Source organism: Bauldia sp., from assembly GCA_037200845.1.
In the GTDB taxonomy this organism is placed as follows: domain Bacteria; phylum Pseudomonadota; class Alphaproteobacteria; order Rhizobiales; family Kaistiaceae; genus DASZQY01.
In genome coordinates, this window is the sequence record JBBCGQ010000001.1 from 254,566 (window position 1) to 272,797 (window position 18,232).

Sequence of the window (18,232 nt, forward strand, 5' to 3'; positions counted from 1 at the left end):
CGACTAAGCGGTTTGTAATGAGTTTTTCGAGATTTCCGATCGACCCAGCGCCTCGTTTTCAATTGCGAGCGTCAGACTCTCGGCCATCGCGTATGCCAGCGCTCTCCGTCGCTGCCGCTCGGCAAGGAGCCGTATCTCTGATTTGTCCGCGTACGAAGCCTTCCTCAACAGTTGCAGTGCGACCGCAATAGGGTATTCGAGCGGATCTATCGTGTCGGCCAGCGCAACTTGGCGCAAAAAGCGCAGAGCTTGAGCAATCCTCGCGCCCTTGGTTTCAGGCGATACAGGCAAAGGTACGTGGCTCAAGGATTCCAAATTGTACAGCGACCTAGCCAATCCTTCCCAAGCTTCTCCGTACACGCTGTCTGTCGCCAGCACGAGTGATACGTCAAGCGCCGAGGGATCTGCGCTCAGGGGCGCGTCGCCGGTCGAGGCAAAATCGATCAGTATGGCATCCTGGCCGGTTACCCGCACATTTTCTCCGTGAAGGTCGTTGTGCGCCATCGCATACCTGAATTTGATAACTGGCAGATCAAGAAGGCGCTTTTCCAAGTCCTCATAGGATAAGGTTGCTCCCAAATCCTGGCGAGCTACGCCAACATGGCTCGCCAGGGTGTCACGCCGTTTCTGTTTGTAGGTCGACGGCAGACAAAGTCGCATGCGTTCGGTCAGCGTTACAGCGGCGACCTTGTTAACCCGGTCGAGATGCGCCTGTTGGCGCCAGCCCTTCAGGGCGACATCGAACAAGGACTGTAACGCCGGCAGGCCTGCGCCGCGGTCGACAACTGCTTGAAGGGACTCCGACCGCTCCACAAAATTGCCGACGATTACACCACGCGCAAATCCGAGCGCACAGCGCGATGCATCGAGATTGGGTCTTTGATTAAAAGGCACATGCAGCGTCGTGCACTCCATGTAGTTCCGAAGTTCACGATCAATGGCCTCTCGCGATCCGAACTTTACAAAGAAGGGCAGCGCTACCGGACCGGCGCGCGAGTTGATAAGCCGCGCGTACGCCTGGAATACCGACGTCGAACCTTGTAACACTGGAACGAGTGTCAGGCTGCTGCAATCGCTAAAGGCGCGCGACAGCAACAAGGTGTCTTCGGCACTACGAAGTTTCTCGCCGCCGATTATACTTAGGTTCGGCTTCCAGGCAGGCGTTTCCGCCGTGCGGCTTATCCGTCTTATGGCGTTCTCCGAAGCGGTCTCAATAAAAATAAGATGCTTGCCATTCTGTGCGATCCGATCGATGGCGTCACCGACCTTTGGCACGTCTGGGAAATCGCATAAGAACACAGGTGTGAGACCGTGCTTAACCGCGGCAATCATCGCATCGTTTTGCGGTTGACCATCCCACTCGACGATCAATCCTTTGGCGCCAGCAAACTCGGTATCGGACGGATGTCGATCGATCTGGATGAGCGCGATATCCCGAGCCCGGCACAGTGTCGTGACTTCCGGCGGCGGTGGCGACTTGCCCCACCACAAGATCGCGTCACGCTCCATCAGCCGAAACTTGTCGGAGGTTTTGCAAAAAACCGGGTCGGCGAACCGTCAGGCTGCAATGCAATGCGATCTCGGTCTTGAACGATCCGGTCAGGCTCGTTTCCGCTGCCTTCAACAATAAGGTCGACCTGCGGCTCTAGTTGTCCGAGAACCCGCACCTGAAGCCCCTCGACGACGGCTTGCGAGATCAAGAAAGCCTTGCCGTTGACCTCGATCCGGTATTGAGGCTGGTCATCAGACATCGTCTTGATCCCCCATGTACTCAGGGGACGCGGCAGCGAAGTGTCGTTCGTCTTCTGACATCACGGCAAGGCGACTACGCACCAACGACCGACATTCCCAGAGCACTTCCCAAGGAGGTTCAGCAAGTCTCGCGGCGATTTCTTCAAAATGTATCGGCTGGTTACCGCTTGGTGGCAGTTGCTCGAGAACATGTTGGCGCAGCTCGCTGTCACTCCAGGCACCACGTTCGTCGCCACGTCCCCACAGGACCTTGTCGCGCCACAGGATAAAGTGTGCTTCGCAACCCGTGTCGCGCCACACCGACGGATACAGCGTTAGCTCACCCCTCGGGTTACGATACAGGCGCCAGGCCTTTCCAGAGCGAATGTCGAGATTGATCGTTAGAACGTCCCCACAGCCATCCGGGCACCGCATCACGAGGGAACGCAGGACACCTCGCTCGACAAGGGCTACGTCGCCGGGTTGCGGGACTAGTCTGACGGCCTCGGCCTGACGCTCCACGGAGCCTTTTAGAGCGATTTTCGATGCGCGCTTCATTTCAGTCGCACCGGTAACGGCGCCGTGTCCCCCGCGCCCGCGGTTGAGTCCGGCCCACAGAAACTACAGGTGGGTATGGGAACGGCGTCAACAGCAGCGACGCGCTGTCGATTTCCATCGTACACCAGATACCGGGCTGGCGCATTGACGCCAGCAACCATCGAAAGAAACATCGTGCCCGCCAACGAGGCGACGGTGCTGTTCAGAGTAATGACGGCGGGTTGGACGATGCCTTGGCTACTATTGAAATATGGATCAACCGCACGTTGCTGCTCCGTCATGAGTTCACGGCGAAGCTGATCTGGATTGATGTGGTTTAGACACCAAAGGCACGCCAATCCGGGAGCTAGCGCCTTCACATGACCGGCAAAGCGAACCGGCTCTTCGGCCACAACGTGGATAGCCACACCCATGTCGATGGCTGGTATCTCGTATTGATATACCAGCTGATTGATCAGGTGGCGGCTAGCCTGCGAATCGGTGCAGCAAAAGATGAAGTCGGCATCAAGCAACGCACGGGCAGGTGCCTGGTCGACGATATCACCGACGATGGTGCTCACCTCTGAGTTTGGACGGATGGCCTTGATCATCCGTTCGGCAACCTTGACCTTTGGCTGACCGACGTCTCTGGGGACAGTCCCCACTGTCCGATTGAGATTGGTCTCCTCGACCACATCATGATCGATCAGCACAAATCGTGCGGCACCGAGGTGCGCTAGCTGCTGGGTCACGACTGACCCCGTGCCCCCGAGTCCTACGACGGCGATTCGAGCGGCCTCGACGCGCTGCTGGCCCTCAACTCCAAACGCTCGCACCTGTCGATCAAACACGGGGCGCGTTTCTCCAAGGATCGAACCAGCTTCCTCCGAAATTGTGGACCCTACCTGCATCACGCGAATGGGTTCGCTTTGTCCGAGTTGACGTGCCGCCAGGCTATCGACCGCAAAGAGGAGCGCACAGTGTGGCACCCCAGGACTACGACTGCCGGCATATTGAGACAGCGCGATTTCAGTTTTGTCATCAACGCTTGAGAAACGCGCCTCGCCCCGTTGGTGGGGATGTGTGTGGCAATAAATCAAGGACCAACGGTTTTCCCTCGCTTTGCGTTCAAACGGGAGACCAAACGCCGCCGTCAATCGCACTGAGGCAGCCGTGCGTTCTTCGTAGTCAGAAGGGCCAGCAATGTGGACCTCTTTCACCAGCAGCCGCCAACTGTCGCTCCCGGCAAGCCTGACCGGTACGCACAGAAGTATCGCAGCGCTTTCTAAATTGTCCTCCCATAGGGCCGCGCGGAGTTCGTCGCGCGCCCGGTTTGGAAAGACCAGCGTTATCATTGAGGCCGCCGAAAGCGATCCATGATGATCCCAACGAAGGTCAGAAGATCATCACGATTTGGGTTCCAGTTCTTCGCCGCTTCGACTACATGCCATGAAAACCAAAGTGCCTGTTGGTTTGCTTCCGGTATCTGGTTGACTTGGCTTGCCTGAGGTTGCTGACCATTTGCCAGACGCAGTTCTTGATCGGCCCAAAAACAATCCGGTGCGGGCCCCGGATAACCAATAGGGACGACAAAGCGGACGCTGCTGGTTGCCCGCGACCAACCTTCCGGCAGAGACACCGCCGGAATGGTCACCAGCCCGGCACCGGAAGGCAGCGCCGTTAGAACCGCATCTGGATAGCGCTGCTTAAGTCGCTCGAACTGCTTCTGCGTTATCGGTGATAGCATCGATCAAGCGCCAAAGTTGGTTGGCGGCTTTGAGAAGAAATGCTTGATCGGATGGCCCTGTCCGGCCTCAAGTGAAACGCTCTCCCCATCGGCGATCGCTTTATCAGCATGCGCGCCGTGGCCCTCAAGGATCAGCTCATGGGACACGTCGAAAGCGGGGACCGTGGCTTTAATCATTTCCTTGATTTGCGCGCCGGTGGCCACTGCCAAGTTCGAGCTGATCTTGTCTTCGACAAAGAAGAAGCGGTAACGCTCGCGGGCCAGCTCCAACGTAAGAAGTTCGTGATTGCCGGCGATATCCCCTAGCGTGCGATCCAGGTTAGTCAACTCATGGTCGCCATGAAACAGGCTGTAGGTCGTGAGCTTGCCATGCTCCTCGCCCTCCTGAAGTCCAAACGCGATCAGCGCGCGGCCCCTTAGTGAGCCAAGGGTTTCTTTGCGCTTGGCATTGTTGTCGCGCAGCTCATCGCCCGATTTTGGGTACGTGACCAGTACGTCCAATTTCCGGTCATCATTCATGATGCGTTCCCCGCGGGATCTCCGCGCCCTTCTGTCTCGCGACTCTCACGTCGCAGCACCTGCGGTTATCATCGATGGACTTGTCGCTGTCAATACACACCAAAAAAATGGAAGTAATGTGTTCATTAAACACGTATTGTGCGCCGCATTGACAGTGCGAATCGGGTAGGTCATTACTGTGACGCATGCGAATCGAGGCTGTGTACAAAGAGATCGGGCGCAACATCCGAACGCGCCGACGACAGATGGACGCCTCACAGGACAGTGTTGCTCAGCACTTGGGAATATCGCGCGCGACTCTAGCTAGCATCGAAACGGGGCGTCAGCGCGTTCTGGTGCACCAACTCTACGGGATAGCGAGCGCACTAGGTGTTGGCCCAGGCGATCTCCTGCCGCCGTCAGCGACCACGCAGGGGGACTTGCCCGAAGCCGTTTCAATCGGTGGCGACGTCAGTCCTAAACAACGCAGTGAAGTGATCCGCCTGATTTCGTCCGTGCACACCCGAACGCGCAAATAGGAGGTTCGGAAAGAATGCCTGTGGCGCACACCAAGACGATTGAAGAGCTTGCGGAACTTTTACTCCGAGAGGTGAATTGCGACAGTGTCCCGGTTCCCGTTGATCGTATTGCGAAGCAATTAGGGGCGCGCCTTCGCTACGCGCCCTTGGACGAAGAGCTATCAGGAATGATTTTCATACGCGATGGCACGCCCATAATTGGGGTGAACTCGCTGCATCATTCAAATCGCCAGCGGTTCACAATCGCGCACGAGATCGCTCATCTGCGACTTCATCCGGAGCTAATCACGTCGGCTGTTCATGTGGACAAGGGATTCGCAGTGCCTGTGTTGCGGCGAGATTCATTGTCGGCCCAAGGGACGGAGAAACTCGAAATAGATGCCAACCAATTTGCGGCAGCGTTGCTAATGCCGAAAAGGCATTTGATCGCGGCACTGGCGAAGCTTTCAGGTGACATCGACGATGATGAGCCTCTGCAGGACATGGCCCGAAAATTCAAAGTCAGTGTTACGTCTCTACACTACCGCATGCGCAATCTGACAAGCGATATTCGAAAAACGAAAGCATAGCTCGCGAATTTTGCGCTTTCGGGTCGGGCGCGGTGACCATATGGCGCGCGCAGGTCGCACCCCGCTTTTGGTTGGCAATCAGGCGCGCTGCCTCGCCGTCGCTTACGCGTGGCGAAGAAAATGCGAGCGACCTATCGAGAGTTACCCCCGATTGCCGCTGCTCATCGCGAAGGCAGGTTGTGAGCCGCGATCTCGATCTGTCGCTGAACGCGCGGCTCAAAAGCGTGGCCAGTGTGCTCGCTACACTTTGACGAACAAGTCCGTCGTGTACATAAGACCACGCCAAAAGTCAGGCTGCGAACCGCAGCGGCGGAGAGCCAGGTTTTCTCCGAGCGCAAAAGTTCGAATAGCGCCTCGATATGCGAAACGCCGCTCAGACAAGTACGACTCGGTTCGAACTTTTCGTCAAACAAGGGCACCCTAAAAGGAGGGTTCGAAAAGTTGCCAGTCACGCAAGTATTTAGGCGCGAAAGCAGATAGCGCCTCGCACGATTTCTTGCTGCGCGTATAATGCTAGTCGTTGGGCGGCGACATAGCATGCAACAAAACTGGGAAAACAAGTTTTCAACTTGGGCGCAACCTCCGGGAAAAACGGAGACCGAGCGCTGCGAGAACACAGAAGCAATGGTCCGAAAGGCCATTCAGGCGAGCTCGAAATTAAAGGCCCGCGATGTGAAGGTGTTTTCTCAAGGTTCTTATAGAAACCGAACGAACGTCCCCGGCGAAAGCGACGTGGACATCGGTGTTGTGTGCTTCGATACGTTCTTCCCCAACTACCCATCAGGCACCACTCGAGAGACATTTGGTAATAGCCCTGCCAGCTATCACTATGCGCAATTCAAGGACGAGGTCGGAGAAGCTCTTGTCAGCTACTTCGGCGCCGGGGCTGTGTCTCGTGGGAACAAGGCTTTTGACGTTCGCGAGACCACCTATCATGTCGAAGCAGACGTGGCGCCCTTCTTCGAGCATCGGCGCTACGCTACGGATGGCACCTACATCTCGGGCGTCGAAATGCAGCCTGACAAAGGTCCGCGCATAATTAACTGGCCGGAACAGCAGTACGCCAATGGTGTAGCAAAGAACGATCGAACTGGACGGAGCTATAAGGCTCTCATTCGCATCATCAAGAATCTGCGCAACGAGATGAATGATGCGAAAGCCCCACAGGCAGCGCCTATCGTGGGCTTTTTGAACGAATGCCTGCTTTGGAATGTCCCTGACGCGACGTTCCAGCAGTCGACATATTGGGCGGCAGTGCGAGGCGCACTGGTCTCCCTCTTCGGCAACACGCAAACCGACGCAACTTGCAGCGAGTGGGGTGAGGTGAGTGAGCTAAAATACCTCTTCCGGCCGAGCCAGAAGTGGACCAGGCAGCAGGCGAACGACTTCGTCGTGGCGGCTTGGAACTACCTGGGGATGACCTAAACGCTATGCTCACTCGCCTCCACATAACCCTCTTGTTGATACTCGCGGTAGCCGTATGGGCTGCCACGCTCGTCGTGCTCGGAATCCCTCTGAGTTGGGACTACCTGAAGCCGTTCACCATCGCGGTCGCGGTACTGACTACGATTTGCATCGTGTTCGACAAATGGCTCTGGAGTTTGTCCGTGTTCAAGGGCTGGCTGGTGCAACGGCCAAACCTAAACGGCACGTGGAAGGCGACCCTAGCGTCGGATTGGAAGGATCCGCAGACCGGTCAGTCCATCCCGCCGATCGAGTGCGTGATGGTCATCACTCAAACATTCTCGAAGATGACAACGCGTCTGTTCACGCCTGAGTCCAATTCCTTCCTCTATGCCAATCGTCTCGTGTGCCAAGACGACGGTGTCTTCCAGCTCTACGGAATCTATCTGAATACGCCCAAGGTGGAGCTGAGGGGACAGCGCAGCGAGATCCACTACGGCGCGCTCATCCTCGAGGTACGCGGCGATCCTCCGACAAGTCTCGCCGGCCACTATTGGACCGATCGTGGCACCAAGGGTTCGCTTGAATTGTCGAACCGCCAATGGCGTCGGGTGGCAAGCTTCAACGAAGGTGCAATGATTTTCGGACTGAGCGCCGCGCCTAGCGGTCATTCCTGATTGACGTTATCTTTCTTCGAACTGTCGGGATTGTCGCGGACGTATCTGCGACCCCCGATCTTCACGACGTGCGCTCCAGGATGCTTCCCAGCCTCGACCTCTTTGACGACTTGCGGTCGTGGCACATTCTTTCGTGAGCCGACATCGTAGTGCTCGTTGCGATCGTTAGGTCCGTCACGCCTGCCGCGGATATTTGTCATGACGCAAAGTATAGACCTTCTCGCCTAAGTTGACGAGGGCGTCGTGGATATGCTCGGAGTTCGGCCGCCCGCAGTCGCGATCTCCTCCGGAGAAGCGTTCGGCATCAGGCGCTCTCCCACAGCGAGCGCGTGTGATCCTTCTCGGGCTCCTTTTCCATACGGGATGAAGCCGTATTCTACGGCACGAGATTCCAAGGGCGCCACAAGCTGCGTCTTTGCTCCTGAAGCAGTTCAGCGCATCACGGTCGGCGTGACCTGATCACGCTGCCAGCTGAACATGGTCGTTCGCTGCCTTGGCCGCCCCTTTCGCGGACGCGAATATCAACGTGGCAACATCCTTAGCTGTAAGCAGCTTCGGATTTGCGTCAGGCGCAAAAGTTCGAATAGCGCCTCGATATGGGTCACAACACGATATGGAGGAACGTTGTCGGAGCTCGCGAAGTGGCGAACACAGCTCAACGACAACGCTTTTTCCGTATGCCGAAAAGTTCGAAACAGTCTTGCAGACCAGATCGCGACTTTCCGGCGATGGCGCTGCTTTAACAGCCTCTGACAACGTTTTTATCAGTTCGAATATATCCGCTACCTCACGCGCAATCCCCTCAGCCGAAGGATCACCTTCTTGGGCTTGAAGTGCTAGACGACGCTGATCAAACAACAAACTCGCCTTGCGCCGTTCAAATGCACCTCGGTCGATGAGGCCCTCGATCAGCGCATCGGTAAGCTTGTCGAGCTTCTGATCGATCTGAGCGATATGGAGCTGCGCGGTGCGTTTGCGGTCTTCCGCTCCGTCTGTGTCGACCTTCTGCAGAAGTGATATTTCGTATTCAACCTCCGCCATTTCCGCGCCGCTGAAATCTGTCGCGCCACGATATGCGTCGGACACGGCGCGCCAAATCCCGTCCTCGCGAATGCATACTTCGACGCACGTTCGCGTATGGCAGCGATAGTAGACGCGGCCCTTCTTGAGCTCGCCGGTCAGGATACGGCCGCACACTGCGCAATGGATGAGGCGTCTGAAGAGGAACGCGTTGGTTCGCGTGCGCGGCGCGGTCTTCCCAGCGAGAAGCTGACGGACTTGATCGAAGAGATCGACAGGAATCAGAGGCTCATAGAGCCCCTGATACGAACTACCGTCGCGCCGAATACGCATCACGCCGGTGTAGAAGGGGTTGTTAAGCACACCAGACATGCCATTGGGTGACAGCATTTTCCCGGTGTGCCCGACCAGTCCTTCGTCGAACATGTGTCGCCGCAAAGTCTCCAGCGAAAACTCGCCGGTGGCGTAAAGTTCAAACGCACGCTTCACCAGCGGCCCGAGGCGGGGATCAATCTCTTTACGCTGCCCACGCCCGCGATCGAGGTATCCGACGGGGGCGCGCAACGGATACAGGCCCTGCTTGAGCCTGCCGTAAAAGCCCTTGCGCGTCTCCTCACGGAGATTTCGGATGTAATCGGCTGCAACGACCGCCTGGATATCTGCCGACAAGCGACCACCGCGTGACCCTAGATCCAGGCTCTCGGTCGCAAAGTGCATTTCCGTTCCGCTGTCGATCAGCTCTCCTAGGTCAGCCCAGTCCTTCAGGTTTCGAGCGCTGCGGTCGATCTTGTGCATCACGACACCGTCAGCACGGCGGGCTCGCAGTAATCGCAACATCCGACCAAAGACGGGCCTGCCACGATGCGCTGCTGTTTCGCGCTCTTCAAACCATTCGCTGATACGCGCGCCTTGGCGTGCACAAAACGCTTCTACCGCGGCACGTTGCTCCTGGAGAGAAACGCCCAGGCCTTGTTTGGGGGTCGAAACCCGAATGTATCCGTAGAAGACTTTCATGCTGACGATTACGGCTGAATCGTAGAATCGTCGTCGGAAAGAGTCGAATCGGGGGTTGTGGATTGCGCCGCACGACGCGCCTTTGCAATTCGCCGAAGCGTCGCAAGTATGTCGCGAAAATTCTGCTCTGCAGCAGTGATCTCCTCGTCCGAAAGATCGGCGCATAGGCGTCGAATAAAGGGGATGGGGTTAGAAACATTCATGGGTTTCGCTGCCGCTAGTGGCTCTCCCATGGTCGCCGTTGTTCCGAAGCATGCAAAGACGGGCACGATCAGCGCGTTTGCCCTCGCGACAAATTTCGGGCGCGTGGCTCGATCCACCTCAGATGGCCTGCCCGTCTTCCGCGCATTGGAGACCGCGATACGCTGGTGTGTGATGCATCTAGCCAAGCAATCGACGCGACCGGCGACGCTATCAATCGTGTCCGCGCGGCTCAAGGACGATGGCCTCGTCGAGCTGATCGTCGCTCAGGACGGCTCGACCGCATTCGCGGTGTCGAAAGGAGCGGATTGGCGTATCGCGCATGAAGTAATAGACGCGGGTGGCCAGCGCTTGGTCCCTTACTCTCGGGACAACAGCCTTATCCGCAACCGCGTGGTGCTCTTTCCGGAAGCGCCACTGGAGTACGGCACAAAGGCGGACTTGCTTGCGTCCATCGCACTCTACATCGATCGCTATGTCGATCTATCGCCGGCATTCCTACGGCTGGCGGCACACTATGTGCTGCTCAGCTGGGTTCACGACAGCTTCAATGAACTGCCTTACCTGCGTCTGCGCGGCGAATTTGGGACCGGCAAGACCCGCTTCCTGCTGGTGGTTGGCTCCATCTGCTAGAAGCCAATTTTCGCCAGCGGCGCATCTACTGTGTCGCCCATCTTCCACATGCTGGATGCCTTCCGCGGCACCTTGCTCATCGACGAAGCCGATTTCCGCTTCAGTGACGAGAAGGCGCAAATCGTCAAGATCCTGAACAACGGAAACGCGCGCGGCTTCCCTGTTCTGCGCACGGAAAGCCAGAATGGCCGGGAATTCAGCCCGCGCGCTTTCCACGTATTTGGACCTAAGGTCGTCGCCATGCGGGGACAATATGACGATCCCGCTCTGGAGTCGCGGTTCCTCAGCGAACGATCCGGCGGTCGACCGCTAAGAGACGATATCCCCATCAGCTTGCCGCCGTCACAGGCGCAGGAAGCTCAACAACTGCGCAACCAGCTTCTGCTGTTCCGCTTCCGCAATGCGACGAAGTTCGGTCCCACTCGCATCACAAATCTCGAACTGCCCGCGGTCGAGCCGCGGCTGTTGCAGATCCTGGCGCCGCTCGCGGCCATGGTCGACGACCGCGAGACTCTGCAATCTCTGCAGGAGATCGCCACCACAAGCCACGCTGCACTCCTCGATGAGCGAGGTGCCACGGTAGAGGCGGACATTCTGCTCGTGCTGCGCAATCTTTGCGATCGGCAGCCCGAGCGCAGCATCGCCCTCCGCGATATCGCGCGATTATTCGCCGCTGTGTTTGCCAAGGAGTACGGGCACGTCATTACGGCTCGCTGGATCGGGAGCGTCATCCGCCGCCGCTTAGCGATCGTCACGAACAAGAGCCATGGCGTATATGTCATCGCTCTAGGCGAGCGGCGGAAGCTCCGCCACCTTTGGGAACGTTACGGCATCACCGCCGAGGATGCGGCGCGGCTGCCAGTAGGCCAAGGCTGACCCGCTACGGGGACGGCGGTGGAGCGGGTAGACGCCTGCCAGAGTCGGGAGGGCATCTCACTAGGACAGGACGCGCCCGAGCCGGTGGCTTTTGTGTCCACCACGTCCACCTAATCCCCACAAACCGCAGCGTCACCGCAGCCGCGAAAATTTGCGCCAGCAGCAAATCCCGGGCAGCGACTCAAAGGCAGATGTTTTTACGACGCCACGTGTCTCATGGTTGCGGAAGATGGAGTGGTCAGACCGGCTACATTGTTGCAAGCACACACCTTGCATCCTGCTGCGTCTTTTGTGTTCGCTTGCCATTTGAGAAGATGGAGCCAAGAGGCCGGACAGGCCTACCCAGCCTTCAATGCAAATCGTCCCATTGATCCAACTGAAGAAGCGGCGACAGGAACTGCATCTCAACCAGAATGAGATCGCTGCTCTCCTCGGTCTTGGCGATGCCTCCGTGGTCTCCCGGCACGAGGCCGGTTTGCATGCGCCAGATTTGCGGACCGCCTTTGCCTATCAGGTGATCTACGGCCGGGCGCTCGATAAACTCTTCCCCGACGCCTTCGATGAAGTAGCCGCGGACATCGCAGCTCGAGCCACTGCGTTCGCGGCGACTCTTCGAGGGATTCCCCGAGATCAGCGCGTGAACGCTGTCTTGCGCAAGCTCGCCGAACTCACCGGCGACGAAACCATTGCCTATGGAGAAAACACCCTCTGGTAACAGCCTGGTACTGTCGATCGCGCCAGTCTCGCGCGGCTTCGGATACGCCTTCTTTGAAGGGCTCGACGTTCTTGTCGACTGGGAAACACGGGACATGCATGTCACGCGCGACCCCGAGGAGAAGAATCGGCGTAGTCTGGCGGCAATCGAGACCCTCCTGGCACGTGGGCCGGCGGCCGTTGCCCTGCCAGCGTGGGACGACAAGCGCCGCTCCGCTCGCGTCCGAAAACTGATCCGCGCCACCGCAGAGCTTGCGACGATGCACAAGCTCCCGGTCGCGACGCATACGCGGGCGGAGATCGACGAGGTGTTCGCCGGACAGGGTGCCAAGTCGCGTTACGAGATGGCGCGTGTCGCCTGCAGGATGTTCCCCGAGCTGCTCGACGAACTGCCGAGGAAAAGACGCCTTTGGGACGGCGAGCCGTTCAAGATGGGGATGTTCCAGGCGATCATTCTAGGGATTGCGCACCTAGCGTTATCGAAACCTCCGCTGACAGCGCCCGGCTAATGCCGACGTTCTCGCTGCTCCCGTTGCGACCTCTATTGGCCGCAACAACCGATGGAGACGGCAAATGGCCTGGTTTCGAAACCACTACGCCTGCGCCCGCTGCGGCAGGACGTGGTGTGATGAGTGGTCAGCGACGTGTGACGATGACTGTCCCGATTGCGGGGCACGGCACATGTCGCCAGCACGCAGCGACGATCTTTCAGAACGTATCGATGAGCAGGACGGCGCATTCCTCGCGTGGCGATCGGACGAAAGCGCCGAGGACGAGCCGAACTATACGCTCGTGGGTTCGTTCGTCACCCGCGAAGCGGCAGCGACCGCGCTCGGGAGGCAGCCATGAGCGCCGACGTCGTCCGCGAACTCAACGATGCGTTCAGGCGCACGTTCGCGGGCGGCAAGGTGTTCATGACGGCCGGCGTTATCGCACTGCCGGACATGGTCAAGGCTGCTGCGATGCTGGCGGTTACTGCGTTCAATGAGTTTGATGCGGACAACGATCCGTACGCCGAACACGACTTCGGCGCCTTCGAGCTTTGCCAACGCCGCTTCTTCTGGAAAATCGACTACTACGCGCCGTCGCTGGACGCTGGATCAGAAGATCCCGCGGATCCTACGAAAACCCTTCGCGTCCTCACCATCATGCTCGCGGAGGAATACTGACGCCGCCGTCCTGGGCGCTTGCCGGAAGCACCCCGGCGAGCGAGGGGTCGGCAGCGCGGCACGTCTGGAGGCTCATAATGGCGGCTCGCCGCCATCTCCCACCGGTGCGTCAAGCCCGCCATCTCGGCGGGCTTTTTTATGCCGTGCCGCGCAACTCGCGCTCGAGATCGAGCGGCGGATACCCGGCGCGCTGCCACGGCTCACGGAAAAGAGCTGCATCGGGCTGCAATGCCAAATCCGGATGCAGGAAATCCGGCACCGTCTTTAGCAGTAGGTAACTGGCACCCTTCCCACCCGTCACATCCAGAATGAGTTGCTTTATATGCTCCATATGCGCCGCGTTGATGGTCACAATGGGCACAAGCATGTTGGAGAAGCCGAAGTGCTCCTGGTACGCGCCGGTGGCAACGATCTCCCGGTAGCCAAGGATCTTGCGCAGGATCGATGTGCGGTGAAGGTCCGCCACGGTGAGCGGTTCGGTATGCCGGTCCACCTCCACTCCCGGAAAATAGAGCGTTCGTGTCCGGCCGTCATTCAACCGGCGCTGCAGCGCGAATGGCTGGCCATCGGGACGAAGCCGGAACCCCAGAACCTGGCCCTGATGCGAAAGATTGATGGGCATGGGTTCGAGCGTAAACGGCGCCGCCGGTCTCAGAGCGAGCGACAAGCCCTCCCACGCCAGGAATTGGGTGCCAGGCGTTAGCCGCGCACCGAGCTCAAGCGCAGCGATGACTGAGCAAACCATGGCTTCGTGTGCAAAGATGCCGCTGACTGGAAGAGTCGCCGCTGGTGCGTACCCGCCCGCCACAAGGGCCTCGCGCCCTCGCCGGCCAAGCTCATATGTTGCGTGACGGTAGCGGGCGTTCAGCGTCTGCCACTGTTGGGGCGGTCGATCCAGATACCCCTCGTGGTACAGGTCGCCGAGCCGCTGCTTCAACCTAATCGGGTTGCCGCCGACAAACTCGCCGAGGAAGTTGGACGGAAGGTACCGGTAGCGCCGGAGCAGTCTGAAGATCTCTATGTCACGCGGACTCGTCCAAAGCTTCTTGCCGGTCGGTTGGCGGCGAAAGCGGGAACGTCGCTGACAGCTCTCAGGTGAAATATCCATGGCATCGACGTACGCGTTTCGCCGGACGGCGCAACGTCGCGAATGACGGCCTTTGTCTCGCTATGTGCGGCGATGCGCATCGATGACCAGCGAAGAAAAATTTCAGTTTTCGGTCGCGCGCATGTCGACGTCATCCGGATCGCGGCGCTGCCTCGCTTGCTCGGGCGGCTCGGGGGGCGGCTCGGAAGCCGCCGCGGCCTCGACGCCGTAGCGCTCGCGGTTGCGCTGGCGGATATCGCGATGCTCGACCGCTGACATCCGGGGAAGGCCTTCGACGGTCCCGAACGGCACCGATAACCGTACGGCCGCAGTCGTGCGATTGCGGATGTAGCACGCGAACTCGCTCGAGGCGTCGTGCTTGCGGGTAGCGGCTATGAAGTTGGCGGTCGTCCGCATGTCCGGCGCTAACAGACGCGCATCGTGGTCGGACACGCCACCCGCCATCTTGATGGAGGTGTTGGCGGCGACTGCGGACCGGAGCGCCGGCGACAGCTGATCCATATGCTGGTGGGCGAAGAGCACGCCCAGCTTGAACTTGCGCGCCTGAGCCAGGAGCCGTTCTAGGTTGATGTCAAAGTACTCGGCCGCTTCGTCCACGACTAGGTACGCCGGCACGCGCTGGCTCTCTGGAATCGCGACGCGCTCGAATGCGGCGTTCAGAGTGAGCGCAATCATGTACCGCCCGAACAACGCAGAAGCGTCGGTCTTGAGTAGGGCCTTGGATGTGTTGATGAGCACGACCTTGCGTGACTGCATCGCCGCGAACATGTCGAACCTGTTCGTCGGCGCGGCGAACATCCGCTCGAATGCCGGTACCTGAAGCACGGTGTACAGCCGCCGCGCTATTTGCTGGCGCGTCTCGCCGAACGCCGTCTTGTTGAAGAACTGGTTGCTGAAAAACGCTCTGGCCGTGGGGTCCAGCTTGGCGATGTGAGAAGCGAATGGCGTAGGGTCGTTCGTTTCCATTAGTTCGCGGAACGTATGGATGGTTGCTCCTGGAATGGCGAGCATGAGCCTAGTGATATAGGCGAAGGCGGTGCCCTGCTTGGCTGTCAGGTCGCTAGCCAGCGCACCGAAGACGTAGTTGAACAGTTCGATGATGGTGGCCTCGACCTGCTCGCGGATCGCGCGGGAGTAGCCTTCCAGGCGCGCGGTCTTCACATCGAACATATTGAGCGCGGGCGAGCAGTCGTCCTCCGGATCGACAATGACGAGCCGGTCAGTCTCCTGGAAGAGCGCAAGCCGCTCCAGCTTTCTCAGCATGTCGCCTTGGCTGTCGACGATGATGAGCGCGGGCGACACTTCCCGGCGCAGATCGTTCGCGATGATGTGCTGCAGGGTTTGGGTCTTGCCGTGGCCCGATCCGGCGATGAGGTGCCAATGCTCAATTCGGGCGCCCTCGTCGATATTGAAGGGCAGCGGGGTGTCGAAGAGTTCAGGAAAAGGCGTGTGTCGCAGATAGGCGCTGACGATCTCGGCCGGCGTACCCGGATGATCCGGAGGAAATGTCAGCTTGGATGGATCAACAGGCTCAATACCTACGCCGGATTCGACACGAAGATTTTGATCGATCTGCTCGCGCAGCTCGGCGAACAGCCCAGTCTTTTTCAGGCGCTCGGCATAGAACGGAAGAACGAGAGCATCGACGGTCGCACCCATATCGGAGCAAGCGTCGATAAGCGGGACGGTAAACTGAATTTCCGGCTCATCGTAGTAGCCCTCGTCCGGGTTCCTCAGAGCGATGGGAGGCAGCCGACGAATAAAGGCCAGCACGCTCTCTGCGATCGCAGTCTGCGCTAGCTGCAGCACGTCAGGGGTCGAGAGCTTTGAGATCGTGCGCGAAATTGCGTCCTGATATCTCGCATCTTCAAGGAGTGCCGGCTCTGAAGGCGGTTCCGGAACGCTTTGCAGAGTCAGCCCTTCTTCGCCGTACAGATAGTCGGCAAGGGCCAGCAACATCGTCTGCAGTTTCTGCGTCGGCCGCGGCCCGCCCTCCACTTCAATGAAATCGCGGTAGAGGTCGTCGCTGAATTCGGCGGCGTCGGGGACGGAACGTTCGCGGATCAGCGCCTGCGCGCGCTGATAGAGCACCAGGCTTTTTTCATGCGCTACGCGCGCGAGTCTCTTGGGAGAATGTTGGTAGGCGCGATGCAGGCGATAGCCGAAGACGGCGACGGCACCGATCAGGAAAAAGGGACTTGCGAAGACGACGAGAAGAAGAAATCCGGCGAAGACAGCGTACGTTGCGAGAACCTGTCCGTAGAGATCAGGCTGACGTGAGGCCACGGCGCGCCCGCTAAAATTCCCAGACGTTTTCCCTACCATCGAAGCTCTGCGCGGTAGTAAGAAACGTCTTCGCCGTCTGACAGGCCTCGATAATCGCTTCTTCTGCGCTTAAGAGTTCAGGCAGTTCTTGGCATTCGATGCGTTGACCGCCGACCAGACTGTCGATGGTGCAGCGGAGGGATAGTGCCCGCATGCCAGCGCTGAGAGCGGCCTTCGCTAGGCCGGTAAATCCGCCCTGTTGTGCGCCATCTTGAGCTGATGCCAGGTGTTTGCGTGCGGCTTCGCTGTCGTAGACCGTCAGTTTGCCGAGCTTGTAACGCTTGATGAGCGCCTGCTCTTCCGCAGTCGGTTGAACTTGGGCTTCAAGAGCGAATACCACCTTGTTGCCCAGCATCCCGGCGTCGCGCTGCGAACGCCTCATCGAAAGCTTCATGTAACGGCCCCCGATTCCCGTTATGGTAGTCTGAAAGGCAGGGTTCGTGCCGTCAAGACACCGATGACGATTGCGAGGGAGGCTAGGTCGTTCTATTCGGCTGAGCGTCCGCACCATTCTTGCAAGCCCATTTAGCTGCGCAGAGGTAGCGGATTCCCATTACATTTTGTCGACTCTGAACGTCGGCAGGCCGCGTTTTTTCCCTGAGATAACGTCGTCACGCAAAACCTGTAACTGTCTCTCTTGGCCGATTAGGCCCAGCGCGCGCGCATGGGACGTTGCTTGATCGAGGATGAGCATTGCCTTCGCGCTTTCTCCGCGAACTGACAAGAACTGTCCCACGTTTTTTGCAAAGGACACATGGGATAGAGCGGGCAATCTGCGTGCCACTGCGCCGAAGGCACTCCGGAATACTGGAAAAATCTGCCTTGCGTCAGAGTGCATCCGCTTATTCATAGCAAACTCAAATACTCTCTTTATTGTGCTGAAATACTCCATTGGCCTGCTCGAAGCATAAGCGCCTGCTTCTTCTATGAGCATTCGGTGACCTAGGACTTCTTGCTGCATGATAACTTCTTGCCGTCGCAGCATGACTAACTCAACTTCTTCGGCGCCGAGACCAGCGGACAGTGTTTTTCTGGCAGCCCGCATTCCTAAGATTGAGTCATCAAACCTCCCTAAAGCTTTGCGGATCACACCCAGATGGAGCGCAAGGGATGCGTGTAGAGCGATCACTTCCTGAGAAACAATCCCGTGTCTATTGAGAATGTCCGTTGCTTCTTCCGCGTAGGTTTCCGCCTGCTCCAAGGCAGGTATGTTTCCGCCTTGGCTGACGAGCATCCTCGTCATGAACGCCAGTAGCATTGCGTATTGGAACGATGAACGGCAGGCAGGAATCTGGCGCAAGTCCTTGTAAAACGACTCCGCTGCCCAGAGCAGAAGCTGCGGCCGTCCGCTCTCGAGGTACCTCGCTTCTAAGTACCGAAGCCGTCTAAATAGATAGACGTCGATCGAACTCGCGTCATTTGCGACGCGACTGATATCCGCCTGATCACTGAGCAATGCGCCGGCCAATG

At 58.4% G+C, this 18,232-nt stretch carries 20 protein-coding genes; 9 read left to right on the forward strand and 11 right to left on the reverse strand.

Annotation, left to right across the window (positions count from 1 at the left end):
- Positions 1-3 precede the first annotated feature (3 nt).
- From WDM94_01235 to WDM94_01260, 6 genes are read right to left on the reverse strand one after another with little or no spacing between them, the layout of a single operon-like run.
- Positions 4-1,509 carry a hypothetical protein gene (locus WDM94_01235; GenBank protein MEJ0011252.1) on the reverse strand — a complete coding sequence of 502 codons (1,506 nt, stop codon included), beginning with the start codon at positions 1,507-1,509 and terminating at the stop codon, positions 4-6.
- Positions 1,509-1,751: a hypothetical protein gene (locus WDM94_01240; protein ID MEJ0011253.1), complete on the reverse strand. Its 243-nt coding sequence runs from the start codon at positions 1,749-1,751 to the stop codon at positions 1,509-1,511. The genes WDM94_01235 and WDM94_01240 overlap by 1 nt, the downstream gene beginning before the upstream one ends.
- Entirely contained in the window at positions 1,744-2,289 is a 546-nt protein-coding gene (locus WDM94_01245; protein ID MEJ0011254.1) for a DUF6527 family protein, read from the reverse strand. Before WDM94_01245 ends, WDM94_01240 begins: the two co-directional genes overlap by 8 nt.
- The gene (locus WDM94_01250; protein ID MEJ0011255.1) at positions 2,286-3,623 is read right to left on the reverse strand and encodes a ThiF family adenylyltransferase; all 1,338 of its coding nucleotides are present in this window, start codon (positions 3,621-3,623) and stop codon (positions 2,286-2,288) included. The genes WDM94_01245 and WDM94_01250 overlap by 4 nt, the downstream gene beginning before the upstream one ends.
- Positions 3,620-4,015, reverse strand: coding sequence for an E2/UBC family protein (locus WDM94_01255; GenBank protein MEJ0011256.1), 396 nt, complete (start codon positions 4,013-4,015; stop codon positions 3,620-3,622). The genes WDM94_01250 and WDM94_01255 overlap by 4 nt, the downstream gene beginning before the upstream one ends.
- Before the next feature lie 3 nt (positions 4,016-4,018).
- Complete coding sequence (locus WDM94_01260; GenBank protein ID MEJ0011257.1) at positions 4,019-4,534, reverse strand: hypothetical protein; 516 nt, start codon at positions 4,532-4,534, stop codon at positions 4,019-4,021.
- A gap of 538 nt (positions 4,535-5,072) precedes the next feature.
- On the opposite strand from WDM94_01260, the gene WDM94_01265 reads away from it, so the two are divergent.
- From WDM94_01265 to WDM94_01275, 3 genes are all read left to right on the forward strand, one after another.
- Positions 5,073-5,621 carry an ImmA/IrrE family metallo-endopeptidase gene (locus WDM94_01265; protein ID MEJ0011258.1) on the forward strand — a complete coding sequence of 183 codons (549 nt, stop codon included), beginning with the start codon at positions 5,073-5,075 and terminating at the stop codon, positions 5,619-5,621.
- Positions 5,622-6,158: 537 nt separating this feature from the next.
- Complete coding sequence (locus WDM94_01270) at positions 6,159-7,046, forward strand: nucleotidyltransferase (GenBank protein ID MEJ0011259.1); 888 nt, start codon at positions 6,159-6,161, stop codon at positions 7,044-7,046.
- 5 nt (positions 7,047-7,051) lie between these two features.
- Entirely contained in the window at positions 7,052-7,702 is a 651-nt protein-coding gene (locus WDM94_01275) for a hypothetical protein (protein ID MEJ0011260.1), read from the forward strand.
- A 459-nt stretch (positions 7,703-8,161) separates the two neighbouring features.
- Here WDM94_01275 and WDM94_01280 read toward each other — a convergent pair whose 3' ends face one another.
- Complete coding sequence (locus WDM94_01280; protein ID MEJ0011261.1) at positions 8,162-9,736, reverse strand: recombinase family protein; 1,575 nt, start codon at positions 9,734-9,736, stop codon at positions 8,162-8,164.
- A 231-nt stretch (positions 9,737-9,967) separates the two neighbouring features.
- Between WDM94_01280 and WDM94_01285 the strand changes: the two genes are divergently transcribed.
- The 6 genes from WDM94_01285 (at position 9,968) to WDM94_01310 (ending at position 13,329) form a co-directional block, all read left to right on the forward strand.
- Positions 9,968-10,570 (forward strand): hypothetical protein, encoded by a 603-nt coding sequence (locus WDM94_01285; protein MEJ0011262.1) that lies wholly within the window; start codon positions 9,968-9,970, stop codon positions 10,568-10,570.
- 48 nt (positions 10,571-10,618) lie between these two features.
- Positions 10,619-11,446, forward strand: coding sequence for a hypothetical protein (locus WDM94_01290; GenBank protein MEJ0011263.1), 828 nt, complete (start codon positions 10,619-10,621; stop codon positions 11,444-11,446).
- Between the two features lie 367 nt (positions 11,447-11,813).
- A complete protein-coding gene (locus WDM94_01295) occupies positions 11,814-12,161 on the forward strand; it encodes a helix-turn-helix transcriptional regulator (GenBank protein ID MEJ0011264.1) in 348 nt (115 codons plus the stop codon).
- Positions 12,139-12,669 carry a hypothetical protein gene (locus WDM94_01300; GenBank protein MEJ0011265.1) on the forward strand — a complete coding sequence of 177 codons (531 nt, stop codon included), beginning with the start codon at positions 12,139-12,141 and terminating at the stop codon, positions 12,667-12,669. Before WDM94_01295 ends, WDM94_01300 begins: the two co-directional genes overlap by 23 nt.
- A gap of 172 nt (positions 12,670-12,841) precedes the next feature.
- Complete coding sequence (locus tag WDM94_01305) at positions 12,842-13,009, forward strand: hypothetical protein (GenBank protein ID MEJ0011266.1); 168 nt, start codon at positions 12,842-12,844, stop codon at positions 13,007-13,009.
- Positions 13,006-13,329 carry a DUF3768 domain-containing protein gene (locus tag WDM94_01310; GenBank protein ID MEJ0011267.1) on the forward strand — a complete coding sequence of 108 codons (324 nt, stop codon included), beginning with the start codon at positions 13,006-13,008 and terminating at the stop codon, positions 13,327-13,329. The genes WDM94_01305 and WDM94_01310 overlap by 4 nt, the downstream gene beginning before the upstream one ends.
- Positions 13,330-13,465: 136 nt before the next feature.
- On the opposite strand, the gene WDM94_01315 is transcribed toward WDM94_01310, so the two are convergent.
- The 4 genes from WDM94_01315 to WDM94_01330 all read right to left on the reverse strand — a co-directional run bounded on the left by WDM94_01315 (position 13,466) and on the right by WDM94_01330 (position 18,230).
- Positions 13,466-14,437: a replication-relaxation family protein gene (locus WDM94_01315; protein MEJ0011268.1), complete on the reverse strand. Its 972-nt coding sequence runs from the start codon at positions 14,435-14,437 to the stop codon at positions 13,466-13,468.
- A 102-nt stretch (positions 14,438-14,539) separates the two neighbouring features.
- The gene (locus WDM94_01320; GenBank protein MEJ0011269.1) at positions 14,540-16,723 is read right to left on the reverse strand and encodes an ATP-binding protein; all 2,184 of its coding nucleotides are present in this window, start codon (positions 16,721-16,723) and stop codon (positions 14,540-14,542) included.
- A gap of 10 nt (positions 16,724-16,733) precedes the next feature.
- A complete protein-coding gene (locus WDM94_01325) occupies positions 16,734-17,156 on the reverse strand; it encodes a hypothetical protein (protein MEJ0011270.1) in 423 nt (140 codons plus the stop codon).
- A gap of 159 nt (positions 17,157-17,315) precedes the next feature.
- Positions 17,316-18,230: a hypothetical protein gene (locus WDM94_01330; GenBank protein ID MEJ0011271.1), complete on the reverse strand. Its 915-nt coding sequence runs from the start codon at positions 18,228-18,230 to the stop codon at positions 17,316-17,318.
- Positions 18,231-18,232 lie beyond the last annotated feature (2 nt).

Excerpts from the sequence above, each read along its gene's own strand:
- WDM94_01235 (MEJ0011252.1), bottom strand. The coding sequence starts at position 1,509 with ATGGAGCGTGACGCGATCTTGTGGTGGGGCAAGTCGCCACCGCCGCCG.
- WDM94_01240 (MEJ0011253.1), bottom strand. The coding sequence starts at position 1,751 with ATGTCTGATGACCAGCCTCAATACCGGATCGAGGTCAACGGCAAGGCT.
- WDM94_01245 (MEJ0011254.1), bottom strand. The coding sequence starts at position 2,289 with ATGAAGCGCGCATCGAAAATCGCTCTAAAAGGCTCCGTGGAGCGTCAG.
- WDM94_01250 (MEJ0011255.1), bottom strand. The coding sequence starts at position 3,623 with ATGATAACGCTGGTCTTTCCAAACCGGGCGCGCGACGAACTCCGCGCG.
- WDM94_01255 (MEJ0011256.1), bottom strand. The coding sequence starts at position 4,015 with ATGCTATCACCGATAACGCAGAAGCAGTTCGAGCGACTTAAGCAGCGC.
- WDM94_01260 (MEJ0011257.1), bottom strand. The coding sequence starts at position 4,534 with ATGAATGATGACCGGAAATTGGACGTACTGGTCACGTACCCAAAATCG.
- WDM94_01270 (MEJ0011259.1), top strand. The coding sequence starts at position 6,159 with ATGCAACAAAACTGGGAAAACAAGTTTTCAACTTGGGCGCAACCTCCG.
- WDM94_01275 (MEJ0011260.1), top strand. The coding sequence starts at position 7,052 with ATGCTCACTCGCCTCCACATAACCCTCTTGTTGATACTCGCGGTAGCC.
- WDM94_01280 (MEJ0011261.1), bottom strand. The coding sequence starts at position 9,736 with ATGAAAGTCTTCTACGGATACATTCGGGTTTCGACCCCCAAACAAGGC.
- WDM94_01285 (MEJ0011262.1), top strand. The coding sequence starts at position 9,968 with ATGGTCGCCGTTGTTCCGAAGCATGCAAAGACGGGCACGATCAGCGCG.
- WDM94_01290 (MEJ0011263.1), top strand. The coding sequence starts at position 10,619 with ATGCTGGATGCCTTCCGCGGCACCTTGCTCATCGACGAAGCCGATTTC.
- WDM94_01300 (MEJ0011265.1), top strand. The coding sequence starts at position 12,139 with ATGGAGAAAACACCCTCTGGTAACAGCCTGGTACTGTCGATCGCGCCA.
- WDM94_01305 (MEJ0011266.1), top strand. The coding sequence starts at position 12,842 with ATGTCGCCAGCACGCAGCGACGATCTTTCAGAACGTATCGATGAGCAG.
- WDM94_01310 (MEJ0011267.1), top strand. The coding sequence starts at position 13,006 with ATGAGCGCCGACGTCGTCCGCGAACTCAACGATGCGTTCAGGCGCACG.
- WDM94_01315 (MEJ0011268.1), bottom strand. The coding sequence starts at position 14,437 with ATGGATATTTCACCTGAGAGCTGTCAGCGACGTTCCCGCTTTCGCCGC.
- WDM94_01325 (MEJ0011270.1), bottom strand. The coding sequence starts at position 17,156 with ATGAAGCTTTCGATGAGGCGTTCGCAGCGCGACGCCGGGATGCTGGGC.